A 15,683-nucleotide genomic window follows, 5' to 3' on the forward strand; every position below is an offset into this window, starting at 1 on the left:
AGCCAAGAGGAGAACAGCGATGGCACTCACGCTCCTGCGGAAGACGCAACCCAAACTGACCTTTCTCTGCCGCAAGGAAGACGAAGGGGTGATCCCGCTGCCGGTGCGCGCCAAGACGGCGCTGCCGGACTGGTTCCGCAAGCTGCCTGCCGTGACCGAGCAGCAGGTGTCGCCCACCAACAGCGGGCTGACCGTCAAGCGCTGCATGCCGTTTCTCGACGCCATGGCCGCCGGCTGGGTGATCGGGCTGGCCGGCACCGTGCGCATGGAGATTTCGGACGGCGGCAGGCAGGTGGATTGCGGCTGGGATCTCGACCGGACGCTGGTCAGCAACCATGCCTCCCATCAGGTCGCCGGCAATCCGCGCGAACCGCTGCCGCCGTGCAAGTTCCACAATTTCTGGACGATCCGCACCCCGCCCGGCTGGAGTTGCCTGTTCGTGCCGCCGCTCAACCGCCCCAACGGGATTTTCGAGGTCGTCGCCGGCGTCGTCGACACCGATACCTATCAGTCGGAGATCCATTTCCCCTTCTTCGCCACCGGCGAGGACGGCCTGCATGTGCTGGAACGGGGCACGCCCATCGTCCAGGTCATCCCGTTCCGGCGGGAGACGACCGATCTGGCGGGCGAGATCCGCACCGAGACCGAGGAGGAAGGCGCGGTCCGCCAGAACATCTTCCGGAAGACGCTCGCCGCGGACGGCTGGTACCGTAGGTTCGCCCGCGCCCAGCGCTGAAAGGATGCCTTCGGCCTGCGCCTCCGCTCGCCGCTGCCACGCGCAGCGGCGACGAACCCGTTTGTCTCGGGTTCTTGTCGTAACTAATTGAAAATATTTGTATTTGTTGGGAATAGTTTCCGGCGGCGCACGTTTCTCCATGGCAGCCGAAAGGGCTGCTGAAGACGATGGAGTAAAGACATGAAGAAGCTGATTGCCGTATTGAGTGCGTTTCTGCTGGTCGGTACCGCCGCGCCAGTATCCGCGGTTGCCGATGATCCGGTCGCCCGTTTCCTCGAGAGGATCACCCGCAACAACAAGGCCACCTATGCGAGAGGCGATCGCGACGACGATCGCAAGAGCGGCTGGAACTCGCGGCGCGACAGCAACAGTTCCTCGAACTCGTCGCGCAACTCGAATTCCAACTCCAACTCCAACAAGAGTTCGAACTCCAGCTCGAATTCGAACTCCAATTCGAGCTCCAACTCGAACTCGAACTCCAGCTCGAATTCCAACTCCAATTCGAGTTCGAACTCGAACTCCAATTCCAGCTCCAACAAGAGCTCGAATTCCTCGAGCAATTCGAGCTCCAACCGCTCGTCCAACTCTTCGAGCAATTCGAGTTCGAACCGTTCCTCCAACTCCTCCAGCAATTCGAACTCGAACAGTTCATCGAACTCCTCGAGCAATTCGAGCTCGAATTCTTCGTCGAATTCGTCGAATTCGTCGAGCGACGATTGACGGTGGTCGCCTGCCTGGCAGCCCGGGAGGGTTGCCCTGCCGTCTCCCACGCTGTCGGGCGCGGGGGGCGGGCAGGCGGTCTCGCGGCCCCGGTTACCGCGTCGTCCTGGCCGGACGGCCGCGGCCGCCGCTTGTCCTCAGTATCGGCCAGGCCCGAGGTCTGACGTCTCGATGCCCGGCTCGCGGCCGCTTATGAGGTCGGCGAGCACGCGGCCGGAGCCGCAGGCCATGGTCCAGCCGAGGGTGCCGTGGCCGGAATTGAGGTAGAGGTTCGAGAATCGGGTGGCGCCGATGATCGGAGTGCCGTCGGGCGTCATCGGCCGCAGGCCGGACCAGAAGGTGGCCTTGGACTGGTCGCCGGCGCCGCCGAAGAGATCCTCGACGGAATGCGCAAGCGTGGCGCGGCGGGCCTGCGGCAGGTCGTCGCTGAAGCCGGCGATCTCGGCCATGCCGCCGACGCGGATGCGGTCGCCGAGCCTCGTGATGGCGATCTTGTAGGTCTCGTCCATGATGGTGGAGACCGGGGCGCGGCTCTCGTCGACGATCGGCACGGTGATCGAGTAGCCCTTGACCGGATAGATCGGCGCCGTCAGCCCGAGCGGCTTCAGTATCGCCGGCGTGTAACTGCCGAGCGCCACGACGAACAGGTCGGACTGGACGAAGCCGTCGGCGGTCACGACGCCGGTGATCCGGTCGCCGGTGTGCTTCAGGCCGCGGATGTCGACGCCGTAGCGGAAGGTGACGCCGAGGGCTTCGGCATGGTCCTGCAGGCTGTTGGTGAACTTGAAGCAGTCGCCGGTCTCGTCGTTGGGGAGCCGCAGGCCGCCGACGATCTTCTCCTTCACCCCGGCAAGCCCCGGCTCGGCCTTGATGCAGCCGGCGGGATCCAGCACCTCGTAGGGCACGCCGTCGGCGCGCAATACCTCGACGTCCTTGCCGATGCCGTCGAGCTGCTTCTGCGTGCGGAACAGTTGCAGCGTGCCCTGCGTGCGGTGGTCATAGGCGATGCCGGTCTCCTGCCTGAGCGCGATCAGGCAGTCGCGGCTGTATTCGGCAAGCCGCACCATCCGGCCCTTGTTGGTCGCGTAGCGCGCGCTCGTGCAGTTTGCGAGCATCGCCATCATCCAGCGCCAGGTGGCGGCATCCGCCATCGGCCGGATGATCAGCGGCGCGTGCTTCATGAACAGCCACTTGACCGCCTTCTGCGGGATGCCGGGGGCCGCCCAGGGCGAGGCATAGCCCGGCGAGATCTCGCCGGCATTGGCAAAGCTCGTCTCCAGCGCCGGCCCGGGCTGGCGCTCGAGGACGGTCACCTCGTGGCCGGCTCTTGCTAGATAATAGGCGGAGGTCACGCCGATGACACCGGCGCCGAGAATGGTGATCTTCATGCTTGCCCCATCAGATGCGGATGCGTGTACGGAATGCGGATGCGATGTCAGCGATAGTCGCGGTGATAGCGATCGCCGAGCGAGGTGAGGATCTCGTAGGAGATGGTGCCGGCGTCGGCGGCGATCGCCTCCAGCGTCTGGTGCGGGCCGATCAGTTCCACCAGGCTTCCGAGCCTCAGCGTGCCGGCGGGCAGGGCGCCGATGTCGAGGGTGATGCTGTCCATCGACACGCGCCCGACGATCGGCAGGCGAACGCCGTCGAAATAGGCCGCTCCCCTGTGCCCGAGGCTGCGCGGCAGGCCGTCGGCATAGCCGGCGGCAATCGTCGCAAGCCGGGTCTCTTCTGTCGTCACATGCGCACCGCCATAGCCGACGTGGGTGCCGGCAGGCACGGTGCGGGTCTGGATCACGCGCACGTCGAGCCGGACCACCGGCTTCATCGGGTTGTCGATCGCATCCGTCGGCATACCGCCATAGAGGGCGATGCCGGAGCGCGCCAGCGCCCCGTGGAAATCGGCGCCGAGGAAGACGCCGCCGGAATTGGCGAAGCAGAGCGGAAGGCCGGGGAAGAGGGCGGAGGCCTGCCTCATGGCGGCGAGTTGGTCGCTGTTCTGGACGTCCCCGGACGCGTCGCCGCTGGCAAGGTGGCTCATCAGAAACAGAAGGTCGAGCCGGTCGCGCAGGGCGCCGTCGGCGGCAAGCGCCGACGCCTCTTCCGGCGGCAGGCCGAGCCGCGACATGCCGGTGTCGACCTGCAGCACAGCGGGAAGGCTATGGCCGCGCATCGCTGCCGTCTGTGCCCAGTTGCGAGCCTGCTCGAGGGAATTGAGTACCGGGACGATGCCGGAATCGGCGCAGCCTTCCTCGGCGCCGGGCTGCAGGCCGTTGAGGACGAAGATGCGGGCGCCGTCGACGAATTGCCGGAGGCGGTGGGCTTCCGCGACATGGGCGACGAAGAAGTCGCGGCATCCGGCATCGCGGAGCACCGGCGCGACGCGGGCGACGTCGAGGCCGTAGGCGTTCGCCTTGACGACGGCTGCGACCGGCACCGGGGCGGTGCGCGCGCAAAGATAGCGGTAGTTCTCCCGCAGGGCATCGAGGTCGATCGACAGGGTGCCTGGAGCGCCGTCCCGGCCGAGGGCCCCGATGGCGCGATTGATGGTTGCGATGGAATGTGTGTTCACGGCCCGACTCCAGCTTCCTCCTGAAATTATTGAAACGATCGGGCACTTTTCTTCGAATTGTCGCTCTGATATTTCAATTCTGGCCAGTTCATCGAATTTTATCCGAACGATTGAGAGAAACTGCATGAAGGGCCTGGACGCGATCGACCGCAACATCATCCGGCTCCTGCGGCTGGACGCGCGCATCACCAATGCGAAGCTGGCGCAGGAGGTGGGGCTGTCGCCCTCGGCCTGCCTGCGGCGCATCGGCCTGCTGGAACAATCTGGCGTGATCCGCGGCTATACGGCGCTGATCAGCAGCGCGGAAGGCGAGAGCCCGATCGCGGTGATCATCAACATCACGCTGGAGCGGCAGACGGAGGAACACCTGAACCGCTTCGAGAACGCGGTGCGCCGGCACCCGGAAATCCAGGAGTGCTATCTGATGACCGGCGGATCGGACTATCTGCTGCGGGTGGAGGTGGAAAGTGCCGGCGAATTCGAGAGGATCCACAAGGAGATCCTGGCGAAGCTGCCGGGCGTCCTGCGCATCCATTCGAGCTTTTCCATCCGCAACATCCTGTCGACGCGCCTGCCGCCGCGTTGACGCGGCGGCCTGAGGCGCAGGCGGCGTTCAGGCCGTGGTGCCCTCCAGGCTCTTGTCGGGCCGCGCCGCCAGCCGTTCGGCGGGCCTCGTATCCTTGATCAGCTGCAGCCTGCGGGAGAACAGGTTTCGTTCCGGGACCGGGCGACCGATGCTGATCACGGTCGCGTCCTCCAGATCGTCCTGGAGAATGGCGAGCACGCGGCGAAGGCATTGCGGCTCCATCGCCTCCAGCACCTCGTCCATCACGATCCAGCGCGGCCGGTGCAGCAGGATGCGGGCAAAGGCCAGCAGGCGCTCGTCGTCGTCGCTCAGTTCCCGGTCCCAGCGGGCCTCGGTATCGAGCATCGGCACCATGCGCTGCAGCCCGACCCTGGACAGCGCGTCGGCCAGGTCCTCGTCGCTGAAGGTGTTGCCGTGGGGGTAGGACAGGACTTCCCTGAGCTTGCCCGGCGGCATGTAGGGCGTGCGTGGCAGGAAGGTGATCGATTGGTCCTTCGGCAGGCCGACCCGACCGCTGCCGAGTGGCCAGAGCCCCGCCATCGCACGGAACAGCAGCGTCTTGCCGATGCCCGGATCGGCGGTGATCACGACCCGTTCGCCGGCCTTGATCTCGACGTGCGGCTCCTCCAGGCGCGTGCGCCCGCTGGGCGAGACGACGTCGAGCCGGTCGATGGTCATGTGGTTGGCGTCGTTGAGGACGAACTCGATGTGGCCCTCCGCCTCGTTCAGCGCGTCGGTCTCCAGAAGGGCGCTGCGGAAGGCGGTGACGCGGTGCAGGGTCGCGCGCCAGTCGGTGATCGCGCCGATATTGGCGACGAACCAGCGCAGCGACGAATGCACCTGGTTGAACGCGCCCACCGCCATCATCAGCCCACCGAAGCTGATGTGCCCCGAGAAATAGACAGGGGCGGCGACGAGGATCGGCGCCACCACCGTGACCCAGCCATAGCTGTCGACCACCCAGGAGAGGTTGATCTGCGCCCGGAAGATGTTGCGCATCGCCGTGAGCACGGAGCCGAGGTCGTTTTCCAGCTTCTGCCGCTCGCCGGTCTCCCCGCCCGCCAGCGAGATGGAATCGATGTGCTCGTTCACCCGCATCATGGTGAAGCGTAGGGCGGCCTCGCGATTGTAGCGCTCGCTGTTGAGCGCGATCAGCGGGCGGCCGACGCGCCAGCTGAGCCAGGAGGCGGAGCCGGCATAGATGATGGCCGCCCATACCATATAGCCGGGAATGTCGAAGACCCGGCCGCCGATGTGAAATGCGAAGCCTTCCGAGAGCGACCACAGGACGCCGACGAAGGAGACGAGAAGGATCGACGACTGCAGCAGGCCGAAGGCGAGGTCGGTGGTCAGGTCGGCGAGGTGTCCGGCGTCCTCCTGCATGCGCTGGTCGGGATTGACGCCGATCGCCCCTGCATTGGCCAGGCGGAAGGCGCGGCGCGGCAGCATCCATTCGCAGATCAGGTCGCGGGTCAGCCCTTCGCGCAGCTTAAGCCGGAAGCGCTGGTTCAGCCATTGCTGGGATATGTTGAGGAGCAGCATGCCGCCGGCAATGGCGGCGAAGATCTGGAGCTGGTGGAAGAAGGCATCGAGATTGCGTCGTTCGATGGCATCGTAGAAGGGCTGGTTCCACTGGTTGAGGACGATCTGGCCGAGGGCGGTGAAGACGACCACGAGGAAGCTGCCGGCGGAGATGACGAGCAATGTCTTGAAGACGGGCGAGGCCTGGAAGATGCGCCGGATCACCGCCAGCTGCTTCCAGAGGCTTTCTTCCGCCACCGGCGGGGTGGCGCTGCCGTTCCGTGCGGTGACGCTGGCCATCTTGCATTCCTTCCTTGCAGGGGCACGCCGCCCAGACTCGCCTGCGAGGAAGGGGCGGTCCGGATACTGGAACACCGTCGACGGCAAACGGCAAGGCCGGCTGGACGCATCGTTCTGACTTGTGATGACGCATCGTTGTGACTTGTGATGGGGCGAGGGCTACGGCCCGTGTCCGACCCCTTCATGCGGACCGCATCCACGAAATCCACCGGAATGGTGGAAAATTCCCTTGAAAACACTTCCGGGCGAAAGCTATTTCCGCAGGCCATCTGCCTAAGAAACGACCGGACGTTGCCTTATGTGTGGGCATTTGCGATCTAACGAAGGCGAAACAAGCGGGCGATCCTCCCAAGGGCCCGCACCACCAGCGAAAGCAGGAAGATCATGACCAACGTCCTCTCCCAAGCCCTCGATCGTCTTCATGTCACCCGCCGCGCCGGGCTGTCGGCGCTTTTCGCCGCCACGGCGGCAGTCTTGCTTTCGTCGGCGATGCCGGGGCCGGCGTCCGCCGAAGACAAGACGACGGTCAAGGTCGGCATCATGAGTGGCGAAGACGAGGACATCTGGCGCGTCGTGGCCGCAGAGGCCGAGAAGCAGGGGCTGACCGTCGAGGTCGTCACCTTCAACGACTATACCCAGCCGAACGAGGCGCTTGAGCGCGGCGAGATCGACGCCAACGCCTTCCAGCACGGGCCGTACCTGGAGAACCAGATCCAGGCGCACGGATACAAGATCGTGGTTGCCGGCTACACCGCCGTCTGGCCGATCGGCGTCTACTCCAAGAAGCTCGCCAGCGTCGCCGACATCGGCGAGGGCGCCGTCATCGGCGTGCCGAACGATCCGTCCAACGAGGGCCGTGCGCTGCTGGTCCTGCAGGACCAGGGCGTGATCAAGCTCAGGGAGGGGGCCAGCATCCTGGCGACGATCGCCGACATTGCCGAGAACCCGAAGAAGGTCGAGATCAAGGAACTCGACGCGGGCATCGTCGGCCGCTCGGTGGACGATCTCGATGCCGCCGTCGTCAACACCGACTGGGCGCTGAAGAGCGGCCTGACGGTGGAGAACCGCATCGCCCAGGAGAAGATCGCCGACAATCCCTACCGCAACTTCATCGCCGTACGCGAGGCCGACCAGAGCGCGCCGTGGGTGAAGATGCTCGTCTCCTCCTACCAGAACGATACGGTCAAGGCGGAATTCGACCGTGTCTACAAGGGCACCGGTACCGCCGCTTATTGACCTGAACCGCCCTTGCGGTTGAACATCCGACGGCCTGCGGCCCGCCCGCGGGCCGTCGTGCCATGCGGATGGCAGAAAGGAATATCCATGTCTTCCCAGACCCTGTCGGCCGGACCGGCGGCAGAGAGCGGCAACGGCCAGGAAGCGGTCGTACAGTTGACCGACGTGCGCCGGCATTTCGGCGAGACCCCGGCGATCGACGGCGTATCGCTGACGGTGCGCAAGGGCGAGATCCTCGGCCTGATCGGCCGCAGCGGTGCCGGCAAGTCGACGCTGATCCGTTGCCTGAACGGGCTGGAGCGGCCGGACAGCGGCTCGATCAGGATCGAAGGGCGCGAGATCACCGGCCTGAGCGAGCCGGAACTGCAGCCGGTGCGCCGCCGCATCGGCATGATCTTCCAGCATTTCAACCTGTTGTCGGCCAAGACGGTCGAGGAGAACGTCGCCCTGCCGCTGAAGATCGGCGGCTGGAACCGGGAGAAGAGGCTGGCGCGGGCCGCCGAACTTCTCGACCTGGTGGGCCTTTCCGGCAAGGCGAAGAGCTATCCGGCAGCGCTTTCCGGCGGCCAGAAGCAGCGCGTCGGCATTGCCCGCGCGCTCGCAGCCGGCCCGGCATTGCTGCTCTCCGACGAGGCGACCTCGGCGCTCGACCCGGAGACGACGGCGTCGATCCTGGAGCTTCTGAAGGATATCAACGCCAGACTGGGCCTCACCATCCTGCTCATCACCCACGAAATGGAGGTGATCCGCACGATCGCCGACCGGGTCGCGGTCATCGATGCCGGGGTGATCGTGGAGGAGGGGCCTGTCTGGTCGGTCTTCGCCGATCCGCAGACGGAAACGACGCAGAACCTCCTGGCCGGCGTCCGGCCGGGGCTGCCGCAGTCCGTCGCAGCACGGCTCTTGCCCGGGCCGGCCAGTGCCGCCCAGACGGGTGCCGGCGAGACGATCCTCGGCGTCGATCTTTCGGGGCCGGAGGCGGCCACGCTGCTGTCCGGGCTGTCGGCCGAGCTTTCGGGCGGCTTCCGGCTGATCCATGGCGGCATCGACGATATCCAGGGCCAGCCGGTCGCGCGGTTCTTCCTCGGTATCCCGTCCACGGCCGGCACTGCTGCGCAGGCCATCGCCTATCTCGAGCGCCGCGGCGCCAAAGTGGAGGTCTTCGGCCATGTCGCCGGTCATGCTTGAGCTGTTCATCCGCTCGTTCTGGGAGACGGTCGTCATGACCGTGGCCTCGGGCGCGATCTCGCTGGTCGCCGGGCTGCCGCTGGGGCTGGCGCTGGTGGCGACCGCCAAGGGCGGGATCGCCGAAAACCGGGCGGTCAACCTCGTCCTCGGCGCGATCGTCAACGGCTTCCGCTCCGTCCCGTTCATCATCCTGCTGGTGGCGCTGATCCCGGTGACGCGGTTCATCGTCGGCACGGCGATCGGCATGTGGGCGGCGATCGTGCCGCTGGCGATCGCGGCGACGCCCTACTTTGCGCGGATCGCGGAGGTCTCCCTGCGCGAAGTCGATCGCGGCCTGATCGAGGCCGTGCGCGCCATGGGCGGCAACCGCTGGACGATCATCCGCGAGGTGCTGGTGCCGGAGGCGTTGCCAAGCCTCGTCGCCGGCTTCACCGTGACGCTGATCACGCTGATCGGCGCATCCGCGATGGCGGGTGCGATCGGGGCGGGCGGTCTCGGCGACCTGGCGATCCGCTACGGCTACCAGCGCTTCGAGACCACGGTGATGGTGGCCGTCGTGGCCGTGCTGATCGTGCTCGTCTGCCTCATCCAGTGGGTCGGGGACCTTTTGGTGGCGCGGCTGGATCACAAGAACTGACCGGGGATTGCCGGCGTCGCAGGGGATACGGCGCGCGTCAGTGCGTGCCGGATGTGCCCTTGCCCCGCAGCGGGGCGGGGACGTCCTCGTCATAGAGGATACGTTCGGAGGCGCCGTCCAGATCCTCGTACTGGTTGTTGCGCATCGACCAGAGGAACAGCGCAAGGCCGGCGGTGCCGAGCAGCAGAGAGACCGGGATCAGATAGTAGAAGGCGCTCATGTCCTTGCCTTTCGCGCGGGGGCGGCGGCCGCTCGCTGCGGGCGTCTCAATCCCGGTCCTTGATCGCCTGGTAGGCATGCCAGGTGGCATGGCCGAGGAGCGGAAAGGTGATGACGAAGCCGAGCATGCCGGTCAGCAGGCTCGCCGCCGTCAGCACCAGAACGATGGCGCCCCAGGTCAGCATGACCGGCAGGTTGTTCCAGGCAAGCGAGATGCTGGTGCCCATGGCGGTGAAGGCGTCGACGTCCCGGTCGACGACCATGGGCACGCCGAAGACGCTGATGGCGAAGGCAAAGGCGGCGAAGAGGGCACCGACCGCCGTGCCGAATCCGAGCAAGGCCAGGCCCATCGTGCTGCCGAACAGCATGGGCACCACATGGTCGAGCCCCTGGAACGGTTGCCAGCCGACGAACAGCGCATAGAGGATCACCGCCGCGCGCATCCACAGGAGCATCAGCCCGCACAGCACGGCGCCGACGAAGAGCACGTGCTGGCCGGTGCCGGGTTTCGGGCGGATCATCACCGACAACGAGACGGGCAGGCCCTCCTCGAGCCGGCGGCTCTTTTCGTAGAGGCCGGCGGCCAGGACCGGGCCGACGACGAAGAAGCCGGCCAGCGCAGGGAAGAGCGCATAATCGTAGCCGAAATAATAGAGGCCGCCGACGATGATGATCGACACGGCCGCCACGCCCAGCCCGTAGATCAGGCTCGGCAGCGGCTGGGTCCACAGATCCCGCCAGCCCTGCGCCAGCCAGGAGAAGGCGCGGGACGCGGGCAGATTGCGGTTGCGGTCGACGGCCCTTGCGAGCGGAGGGACGGTTTGAGGCATCCTCATGTCAACTTCCTCCTGCAAGGCCCTGATCGGGCGATCGTCTTCAGCATGACGAGCGGGCGGCGCGATAGGTGCCGGCGGCGTGCGCTTCCGTCTTCAGGTGCGGCACGCAATCGGGCTGGGAGAGCACCGCGACATAGACGAGGTGGGCGTTGGCGACGAGCAGCAGCGCGACGGCCGCCCCTGCGAGCGCAAGCGCCACCGTGCGCGGCCGCAAGGCCGGCGCACTCATGTTCCGTCGCCACCAGCGGCATGCTGCTGCTCCCTCAGGTCGGCCACGTAGAGCGCCAGGATCTTGATGTCGAGCGGCGACAGGCGCAGCCCCCAGCTCGGCATATGGCCCTGCCGGCCGCCATAGACCGACTGGTAGACCGCCTCGCGGCCGGAACCGTAGATCCAGAAATGGTCGGTGAGATCCGGCGCGCCAACCTCCTTCAACCCCTTGGCATCCTCGCCGTGGCAGGCGACGCAGTTCTGCGCGAACAGCTCGCGGCCAGCCTCGATCGCCGCCGTGTTCGCCTCCGTCTGTTCCTCCAGCCCGGACAGCGAGCGGACATAGGTGACGAGTTGCAGGATCGCCGGCCGTTCCAGCGCCTGGTCGCGCCCGAAGGCCATCATCTGCGAGATGCGTGTTTCCGGATCGGCGCCGTTGATGCCGACGCGGATGGTCTCGGCGATCGTCGCCGGGTCGTCTCCCCACAGGGTGGGGGCGGCGACGATGTTCGGGTAGCCGCCGTTGCCGCCGCCGCCGACGCCATGGCAGGCGGCGCAATTGTCGCCGAACAGCGTGTGGCCGGTCTCGCTCACGATCGGCATCAGCTCCGCGTCGGCAAGGATGGCCGAATAGTCTTCGCTCTCGATGCGCGCCGCCCAGGCCGCGCGCTCGGCCGCGCCCTCGTCCAGGCGCTTCGCCACCGTGCGCTTCTGGTCGATCCCCAGCCAGCCGCCGAAATAGCCGGTGCCGTAGGGCCAGCTTGGCATCAGCAGCGACCAGACCACGCCGAAGAGCGTGAACGCGATCAGGAAGAACCAGACGGGCCTGGGAACCGGCGTGTGCAGTTCCTTGATGCCGTTCCACTCGTGGCCAGTCGTCATGTGCCCGGTGACGGGGTCGCGTTCGCCTACAGCCATGGCCGGTCCTCATCGTCCGAAACGACTGACTCCGCTGCCCGCTCGAACTGCTTCTTGTTCGCCGGCCAGAAGGCATAGATCACCACGCCGATCGACATGGCGACGAGATAGAGAAGTCCGAAGGACTTGGAGAAGCCGACGATGGTGTCGTGATCGAACATGGCGCTACTCCACCCTGGCCTGTTCGGCCTGCTTTGCCGCATCCGTCAGTTTCCCGAGGATCTGCAGGTAGGCAACGATGGCATCCATTTCGGTGAGCGTGCCCGGCTTTCCGTCGAACAGGCTGAGATTGGTCGCATCGCCGTATCGTTCGGTCACCCCGGAGGCCTGGCCGCTGTCGGGATTGGCCTGCCCGTAGGCGTCGGCGGTGGCGTTGGCGATCATCTCGTCGGTATAGGGGACGCCGACGGCCCGCATCGCCGCCAGGTGCTCGCCGAGGTCGTCGATCTTGAGCGCGTTGCGCAGCAGCCAGCGATAGGCGGGCATCTTCGATTCCGGCACGAGGTCGCGGGGATTGTAGAGATGGGCGACATGCCATTCGTTGGAATATTTCCCGCCGAGGCGGGCGATGTCGGGCCCGGTGCGCTTGGAGCCCCAGAGCATCGGGTGGTCGTACTTGGATTCGACCGCCAGCGAATAGGGGCCGTAGCGCTCGACCTCGTCGCGCAGGGTGCGGATCATCTGTGAATGACAGGCATAGCAGCCCTCGCGGACGTAGATGTTGCGGCCGGCGAGCTCGAGCGGCGTGTAAACGCGCATGTCGGGCGCGTCCTCCACCGTCTCGTCGATGGTGAACAGCGGCGCGATCTCGATCAGGCCGCCGATGGAGGCGACGACGATGATCGCGGCCACGAGGCCCATGGCGTTGCGTTCGAGCCGGTAGTGGAAATTGAACATCGGCTATTCCCCCGCCTGTGCCCAGGCCCGCGGCGCGGGCGGCTCGACCGGCAGGTCGGAGGCCGCACCCTCGTCGACCGGCGCCGGCAGCGTGATCGTCATCCAGATATTGTAGAAGGCGATGACGATGCCCGTGAGGAACAGCAGTCCGCCGAATGCGCGGGCGATGTAGTACGGGTGCATGGCGACCAGCGTGTCGAGGAAGGAATAGGTGAGCGTGCCGTTCGGGTCATAGGTGCGCCACATCAGCCCCTGGATGATGCCGGAGTTCCACATGGCGAAGACGTAGACGACGGTTCCCGCCAGCGCCAACCAGAAATGGACCTCGACCAACCGGGCCGAATAGAGTGCCGGCCGCTTCCACATCCACGGAACCAGGGCATAGAGCGAGCCGAAGGTGATCATGGCGACCCAGCCGAGCGCGCCGACGTGCACATGGCCCACGGTCCAGTCGGTATAGTGCGAGAGCGAGTTGACGGCGCGGATCGCCATGAACGAGCCCTCGAAGGTGGTGATGCCGTAGAAGATGGCGGCCAGCATCATGAAGCGCAGGACTGCATCGTCGCGCACCTTGTGCCAGGCGCCGTTCAGCGTCAGAAGCGCGTTGCCGGCCGAGGCCCATGAGGGGACCAGAAGCACCAGCGAGAAGACCATGCCGAGCGTCTGCACCCAATGGGGCAGGGCGGTGTAGTGCAGGTGGTGGGAGCCCGCCCACATATACATGAAGGTGATGCCCCAGAAGCTGATGATCGACATCCGGTAGGAATAGATCGGCCGCCCGGCGCGCTTCGGCAGGTAGTAATACATCATGCCGAGGAAGCCCGAGGTCAGGAAGAAGGCCACCGCATTGTGCCCGTACCACCATTGCGTCATCGCGTCCTGCACGCCCGAGAACAGCGAGTAGCTCTTGGCATGGCCGATCGAGACGGGGACGGCGAGGTTGTTGACGATGTGGAGGATGGCCACCACCAGGATGAAGGCCATGTAGTACCAGTTGGCGACGTAGATATGCGGCTCGCGCCGACGCGCCAGGGTGCGAATGTAGATCGCGAAGTAGACGACCCAGACGACCACCAGCCACAGGTCGGCATACCACTCCGGCTCGGCATATTCCTTCGACTGGGTCATGCCCATGAGGTAGCCGGTGGCGGCGAGCACGCAGAAGAGATTGTAGCCGAGCAGCACGAACCAGGGGCTCAGCTGGTCGGGCAGGCGCGCGCGCGTGGTTCGCTGCAGCACGTGGAACGAGGTGGCGATCAGGGCGTTGCCGCCGAAGCCGAAGATGACGCCGCTCGTGTGCACCGGTCGCAGCCGGCCGAAGCTCGCCCAGGCGGCGTCGAAGGTCAGGTCCGGCCAGGCAAGCAGGGAGGCCACCCAGACGCCGATCGCCATGGCGATGACGCCCCAGATCAGCGACAGGATGATGCCGACCTTGGTCGGATCGTCGTAATATTCGCGGAAGTGTTCTTCCCAGGGCTCGGGCGCGTCGATGTCGCGCAGCAGCACCACCATCACCGCCATTGCGTAGGCCGCAATGATCCAGCCGTGGACGGCGAACAGGTCGCCACGCCCGACGACCGCCATGGCCACGCCGACGCACATGATCACGACCAGGATGATCGCGGCATAGGTGCGTTCCAAGGCTGTCAGCTGTGCAATCATGCCGTCCCCCGAACGGGGCGATCCGCCTCGCGCCGGATCACCTCATGGCCTGCAGGATAAGACTGCGTTGTTACTCAGGTCTTTTACAACCGTATGAATGGCCGCCGTCCCGGGCGGTCGCTAACGTACTGATCGTTGCATATTTTTCGCCGTTCATCAATCGGATTTGCGGTTTGATAAACCAGAGATTGTGCGGCGTACTGACGCTTTTTCCCGGCCGATGGGGCAGGGCTCTCGACCGGTGAACATTGCCCCTTGAACGGGCATGCCTCGCCGGGACAGATTGACGTCGGGCGAAACGACGGAGAACCGGACATGGAGGCGACGTTTTTCTGGCTGAACGAGCCGAAGGCGTGGAGCGGCGATGCGCGGCGCCTTGCCCTGCGCACGGATGGTGCGACCGATTTCTGGCGGAAGACCTTCTACGGCTTCGAGCGCGACAGCGGGCACGCCTTCCTGACGCCGGTCGAGGGCGACTTCACCGCGTCCGTGACCGTTTCCGGGCGCTACGAGGAACTGTACGACCAGGCCGGCCTGATGCTGCGCCTCGACGCGGCGAACTGGATCAAGTGCGGCATCGAGTTCACCGACAGGCTGATGCATTTCAGCGTCGTCGTCACGCGCGGGATCTCGGACTGGTCGGTCATTCCGCTGCACGGCGTTTCTCCCGAGGCGCCGCTGTCGGTCCGCCTGACCCGGCATGACGATGCGGTGCGGGTGCAGTTCCGGTTCGGCGACACGCCGTGGCAGATGGCGCGGCTATGCCCGTTTCCGACGGCTTCTGCTTTTGTCGGCGTGACCGCCTGCTCGCCGGAGCGCGAGGGGTTCGAGGCGGTGTTCTCCGATTTCGAGGTCGGGCCGCCGATCGCGCGCGCCCTGCACGATTGAAGGGAGAGGGGGCGGTGCCGGCCGGTTCCTTGTCCTTCGCGTCAGCCCGCCGAGATCGTCGTCGTGATCTCAGGATTGTGGCGCAGGGTGTTGCTGACCGTGCAGATCTCCTCCGCGATGCCGACGATCTTCTCGCGGGTCCGGGCGTCGATGTCGCCGGTGACGGTGAATGCGATCGTGAGTTCCCGAACGCGGTTGGGCCCTTCGCTCGCCTTCTCGCCGGCAACAGATACCGTGATCTCGCCGATACGGCCGAGCACGCCGAGCTGGCTGGCGGCGATGCGCGCGCTCATGGCGAAGCACGACGCCAGCGACGCGTAGAGCAGGTCGATCGGATTGAAGCCGGGCTGGGAGGGGCCGGTGACGATGTCGAGCGTGCCGCGGGTCGCCGAGGTGACATGCGGGAAACCGGTGCGGCCGAGGCTGGCCGTGGCGCCGGCGATCCTGGTCCTGAGTTTCGGTTCGGGCACTGCCGTCATCCCCATCCTCCGCCGTCCGACCGGAGATAGGCGCATCGGCCGACGCTGGCAAGGGGAGGTTCTGGAAGTCCGCCTCTG

General features: G+C 66.0%; 18 protein-coding genes. 6 read left to right on the top strand and 12 right to left on the bottom strand.

Going from position 1 to position 15,683, the window contains the following annotated elements:
• Window positions 1-19: 19 nt before the first annotated feature.
• The gene (locus tag LQK81_RS07620) at window positions 20-736 is read left to right on the top strand and encodes a DUF6065 family protein (protein WP_230804999.1); all 717 of its coding nucleotides are present in this window, start codon (window positions 20-22) and stop codon (window positions 734-736) included.
• Window positions 737-1,041: 305 nt separating this feature from the next.
• Here LQK81_RS07620 and LQK81_RS07625 read toward each other — a convergent pair whose 3' ends face one another.
• From LQK81_RS07625 to alr, 3 genes are all read right to left on the bottom strand, one after another.
• Complete coding sequence (locus LQK81_RS07625; RefSeq protein WP_230805001.1) at window positions 1,042-1,506, bottom strand: hypothetical protein; 465 nt, start codon at window positions 1,504-1,506, stop codon at window positions 1,042-1,044.
• Between the two features lie 87 nt (window positions 1,507-1,593).
• Complete coding sequence (locus LQK81_RS07630; protein WP_230805002.1) at window positions 1,594-2,844, bottom strand: D-amino acid dehydrogenase; 1,251 nt, start codon at window positions 2,842-2,844, stop codon at window positions 1,594-1,596.
• Between the two features lie 47 nt (window positions 2,845-2,891).
• Complete coding sequence (gene alr / locus LQK81_RS07635; RefSeq protein WP_230805003.1) at window positions 2,892-4,028, bottom strand: alanine racemase; 1,137 nt, start codon at window positions 4,026-4,028, stop codon at window positions 2,892-2,894.
• A gap of 124 nt (window positions 4,029-4,152) precedes the next feature.
• Here alr and LQK81_RS07640 point away from each other — a divergent pair, with 124 nt between their 5' ends.
• Window positions 4,153-4,614, top strand: coding sequence for an Lrp/AsnC family transcriptional regulator (locus tag LQK81_RS07640; RefSeq protein ID WP_230805005.1), 462 nt, complete (start codon window positions 4,153-4,155; stop codon window positions 4,612-4,614).
• Window positions 4,615-4,641: 27 nt separating this feature from the next.
• Here LQK81_RS07640 and LQK81_RS07645 read toward each other — a convergent pair whose 3' ends face one another.
• Window positions 4,642-6,435: an ABC transporter ATP-binding protein/permease gene (locus tag LQK81_RS07645; protein WP_230805007.1), complete on the bottom strand. Its 1,794-nt coding sequence runs from the start codon at window positions 6,433-6,435 to the stop codon at window positions 4,642-4,644.
• A gap of 384 nt (window positions 6,436-6,819) precedes the next feature.
• On the opposite strand from LQK81_RS07645, the gene LQK81_RS07650 reads away from it, so the two are divergent.
• From LQK81_RS07650 to LQK81_RS07660, 3 genes are all read left to right on the top strand, one after another.
• Window positions 6,820-7,671 carry a MetQ/NlpA family ABC transporter substrate-binding protein gene (locus LQK81_RS07650; RefSeq protein ID WP_230805009.1) on the top strand — a complete coding sequence of 284 codons (852 nt, stop codon included), beginning with the start codon at window positions 6,820-6,822 and terminating at the stop codon, window positions 7,669-7,671.
• An 87-nt stretch (window positions 7,672-7,758) separates the two neighbouring features.
• A complete protein-coding gene (locus LQK81_RS07655; protein ID WP_230805011.1) occupies window positions 7,759-8,859 on the top strand; it encodes a methionine ABC transporter ATP-binding protein in 1,101 nt (366 codons plus the stop codon).
• Window positions 8,840-9,496 carry a methionine ABC transporter permease gene (locus LQK81_RS07660; protein WP_230805013.1) on the top strand — a complete coding sequence of 219 codons (657 nt, stop codon included), beginning with the start codon at window positions 8,840-8,842 and terminating at the stop codon, window positions 9,494-9,496. The genes LQK81_RS07655 and LQK81_RS07660 overlap by 20 nt, the downstream gene beginning before the upstream one ends.
• A 37-nt stretch (window positions 9,497-9,533) precedes the next feature.
• On the opposite strand, the gene ccoS is transcribed toward LQK81_RS07660, so the two are convergent.
• The 7 genes from ccoS to ccoN are packed head-to-tail and all read right to left on the bottom strand — an operon-like array spanning window position 9,534 to window position 14,238.
• Entirely contained in the window at window positions 9,534-9,716 is a 183-nt protein-coding gene (gene ccoS / locus LQK81_RS07665) for a cbb3-type cytochrome oxidase assembly protein CcoS (protein WP_230805015.1), read from the bottom strand.
• A 46-nt stretch (window positions 9,717-9,762) separates the two neighbouring features.
• The gene (locus tag LQK81_RS07670; protein ID WP_230805017.1) at window positions 9,763-10,551 is read right to left on the bottom strand and encodes a DUF2189 domain-containing protein; all 789 of its coding nucleotides are present in this window, start codon (window positions 10,549-10,551) and stop codon (window positions 9,763-9,765) included.
• A gap of 40 nt (window positions 10,552-10,591) precedes the next feature.
• Window positions 10,592-10,780 carry a hypothetical protein gene (locus LQK81_RS07675; RefSeq protein ID WP_230805019.1) on the bottom strand — a complete coding sequence of 63 codons (189 nt, stop codon included), beginning with the start codon at window positions 10,778-10,780 and terminating at the stop codon, window positions 10,592-10,594.
• Window positions 10,777-11,679 carry a cytochrome-c oxidase, cbb3-type subunit III gene (gene ccoP, locus LQK81_RS07680; RefSeq protein ID WP_230805021.1) on the bottom strand — a complete coding sequence of 301 codons (903 nt, stop codon included), beginning with the start codon at window positions 11,677-11,679 and terminating at the stop codon, window positions 10,777-10,779. The genes LQK81_RS07675 and ccoP overlap by 4 nt, the downstream gene beginning before the upstream one ends.
• On the bottom strand, window positions 11,670-11,840 hold the full coding sequence (locus LQK81_RS07685) for a cbb3-type cytochrome c oxidase subunit 3 (RefSeq protein WP_230805022.1): 171 nt from the start codon (window positions 11,838-11,840) through the stop codon (window positions 11,670-11,672). The genes ccoP and LQK81_RS07685 overlap by 10 nt, the downstream gene beginning before the upstream one ends.
• A 4-nt stretch (window positions 11,841-11,844) precedes the next feature.
• Window positions 11,845-12,576, bottom strand: a complete 732-nt coding sequence (ccoO, locus tag LQK81_RS07690) for a cytochrome-c oxidase, cbb3-type subunit II (RefSeq protein WP_230805024.1) — start codon at window positions 12,574-12,576, stop codon at window positions 11,845-11,847.
• Between the two features lie 3 nt (window positions 12,577-12,579).
• A complete protein-coding gene (gene ccoN, locus LQK81_RS07695; protein WP_230805026.1) occupies window positions 12,580-14,238 on the bottom strand; it encodes a cytochrome-c oxidase, cbb3-type subunit I in 1,659 nt (552 codons plus the stop codon).
• 315 nt (window positions 14,239-14,553) lie between these two features.
• Here ccoN and LQK81_RS07700 point away from each other — a divergent pair, with 315 nt between their 5' ends.
• Window positions 14,554-15,126, top strand: coding sequence for a DUF1349 domain-containing protein (locus LQK81_RS07700; RefSeq protein ID WP_230805028.1), 573 nt, complete (start codon window positions 14,554-14,556; stop codon window positions 15,124-15,126).
• Between the two features lie 41 nt (window positions 15,127-15,167).
• Here the strand turns inward: LQK81_RS07700 and LQK81_RS07705 are convergent, their stop codons facing one another.
• On the bottom strand, window positions 15,168-15,605 hold the full coding sequence (locus LQK81_RS07705; RefSeq protein ID WP_230805029.1) for an OsmC family protein: 438 nt from the start codon (window positions 15,603-15,605) through the stop codon (window positions 15,168-15,170).
• Window positions 15,606-15,683: the final 78 nt, after the last annotated feature.

The sequence above is a fragment of the Rhizobium sp. GN54 genome, assembly GCF_021026345.1.
Lineage (GTDB): Bacteria > Pseudomonadota > Alphaproteobacteria > Rhizobiales > Rhizobiaceae > Mycoplana.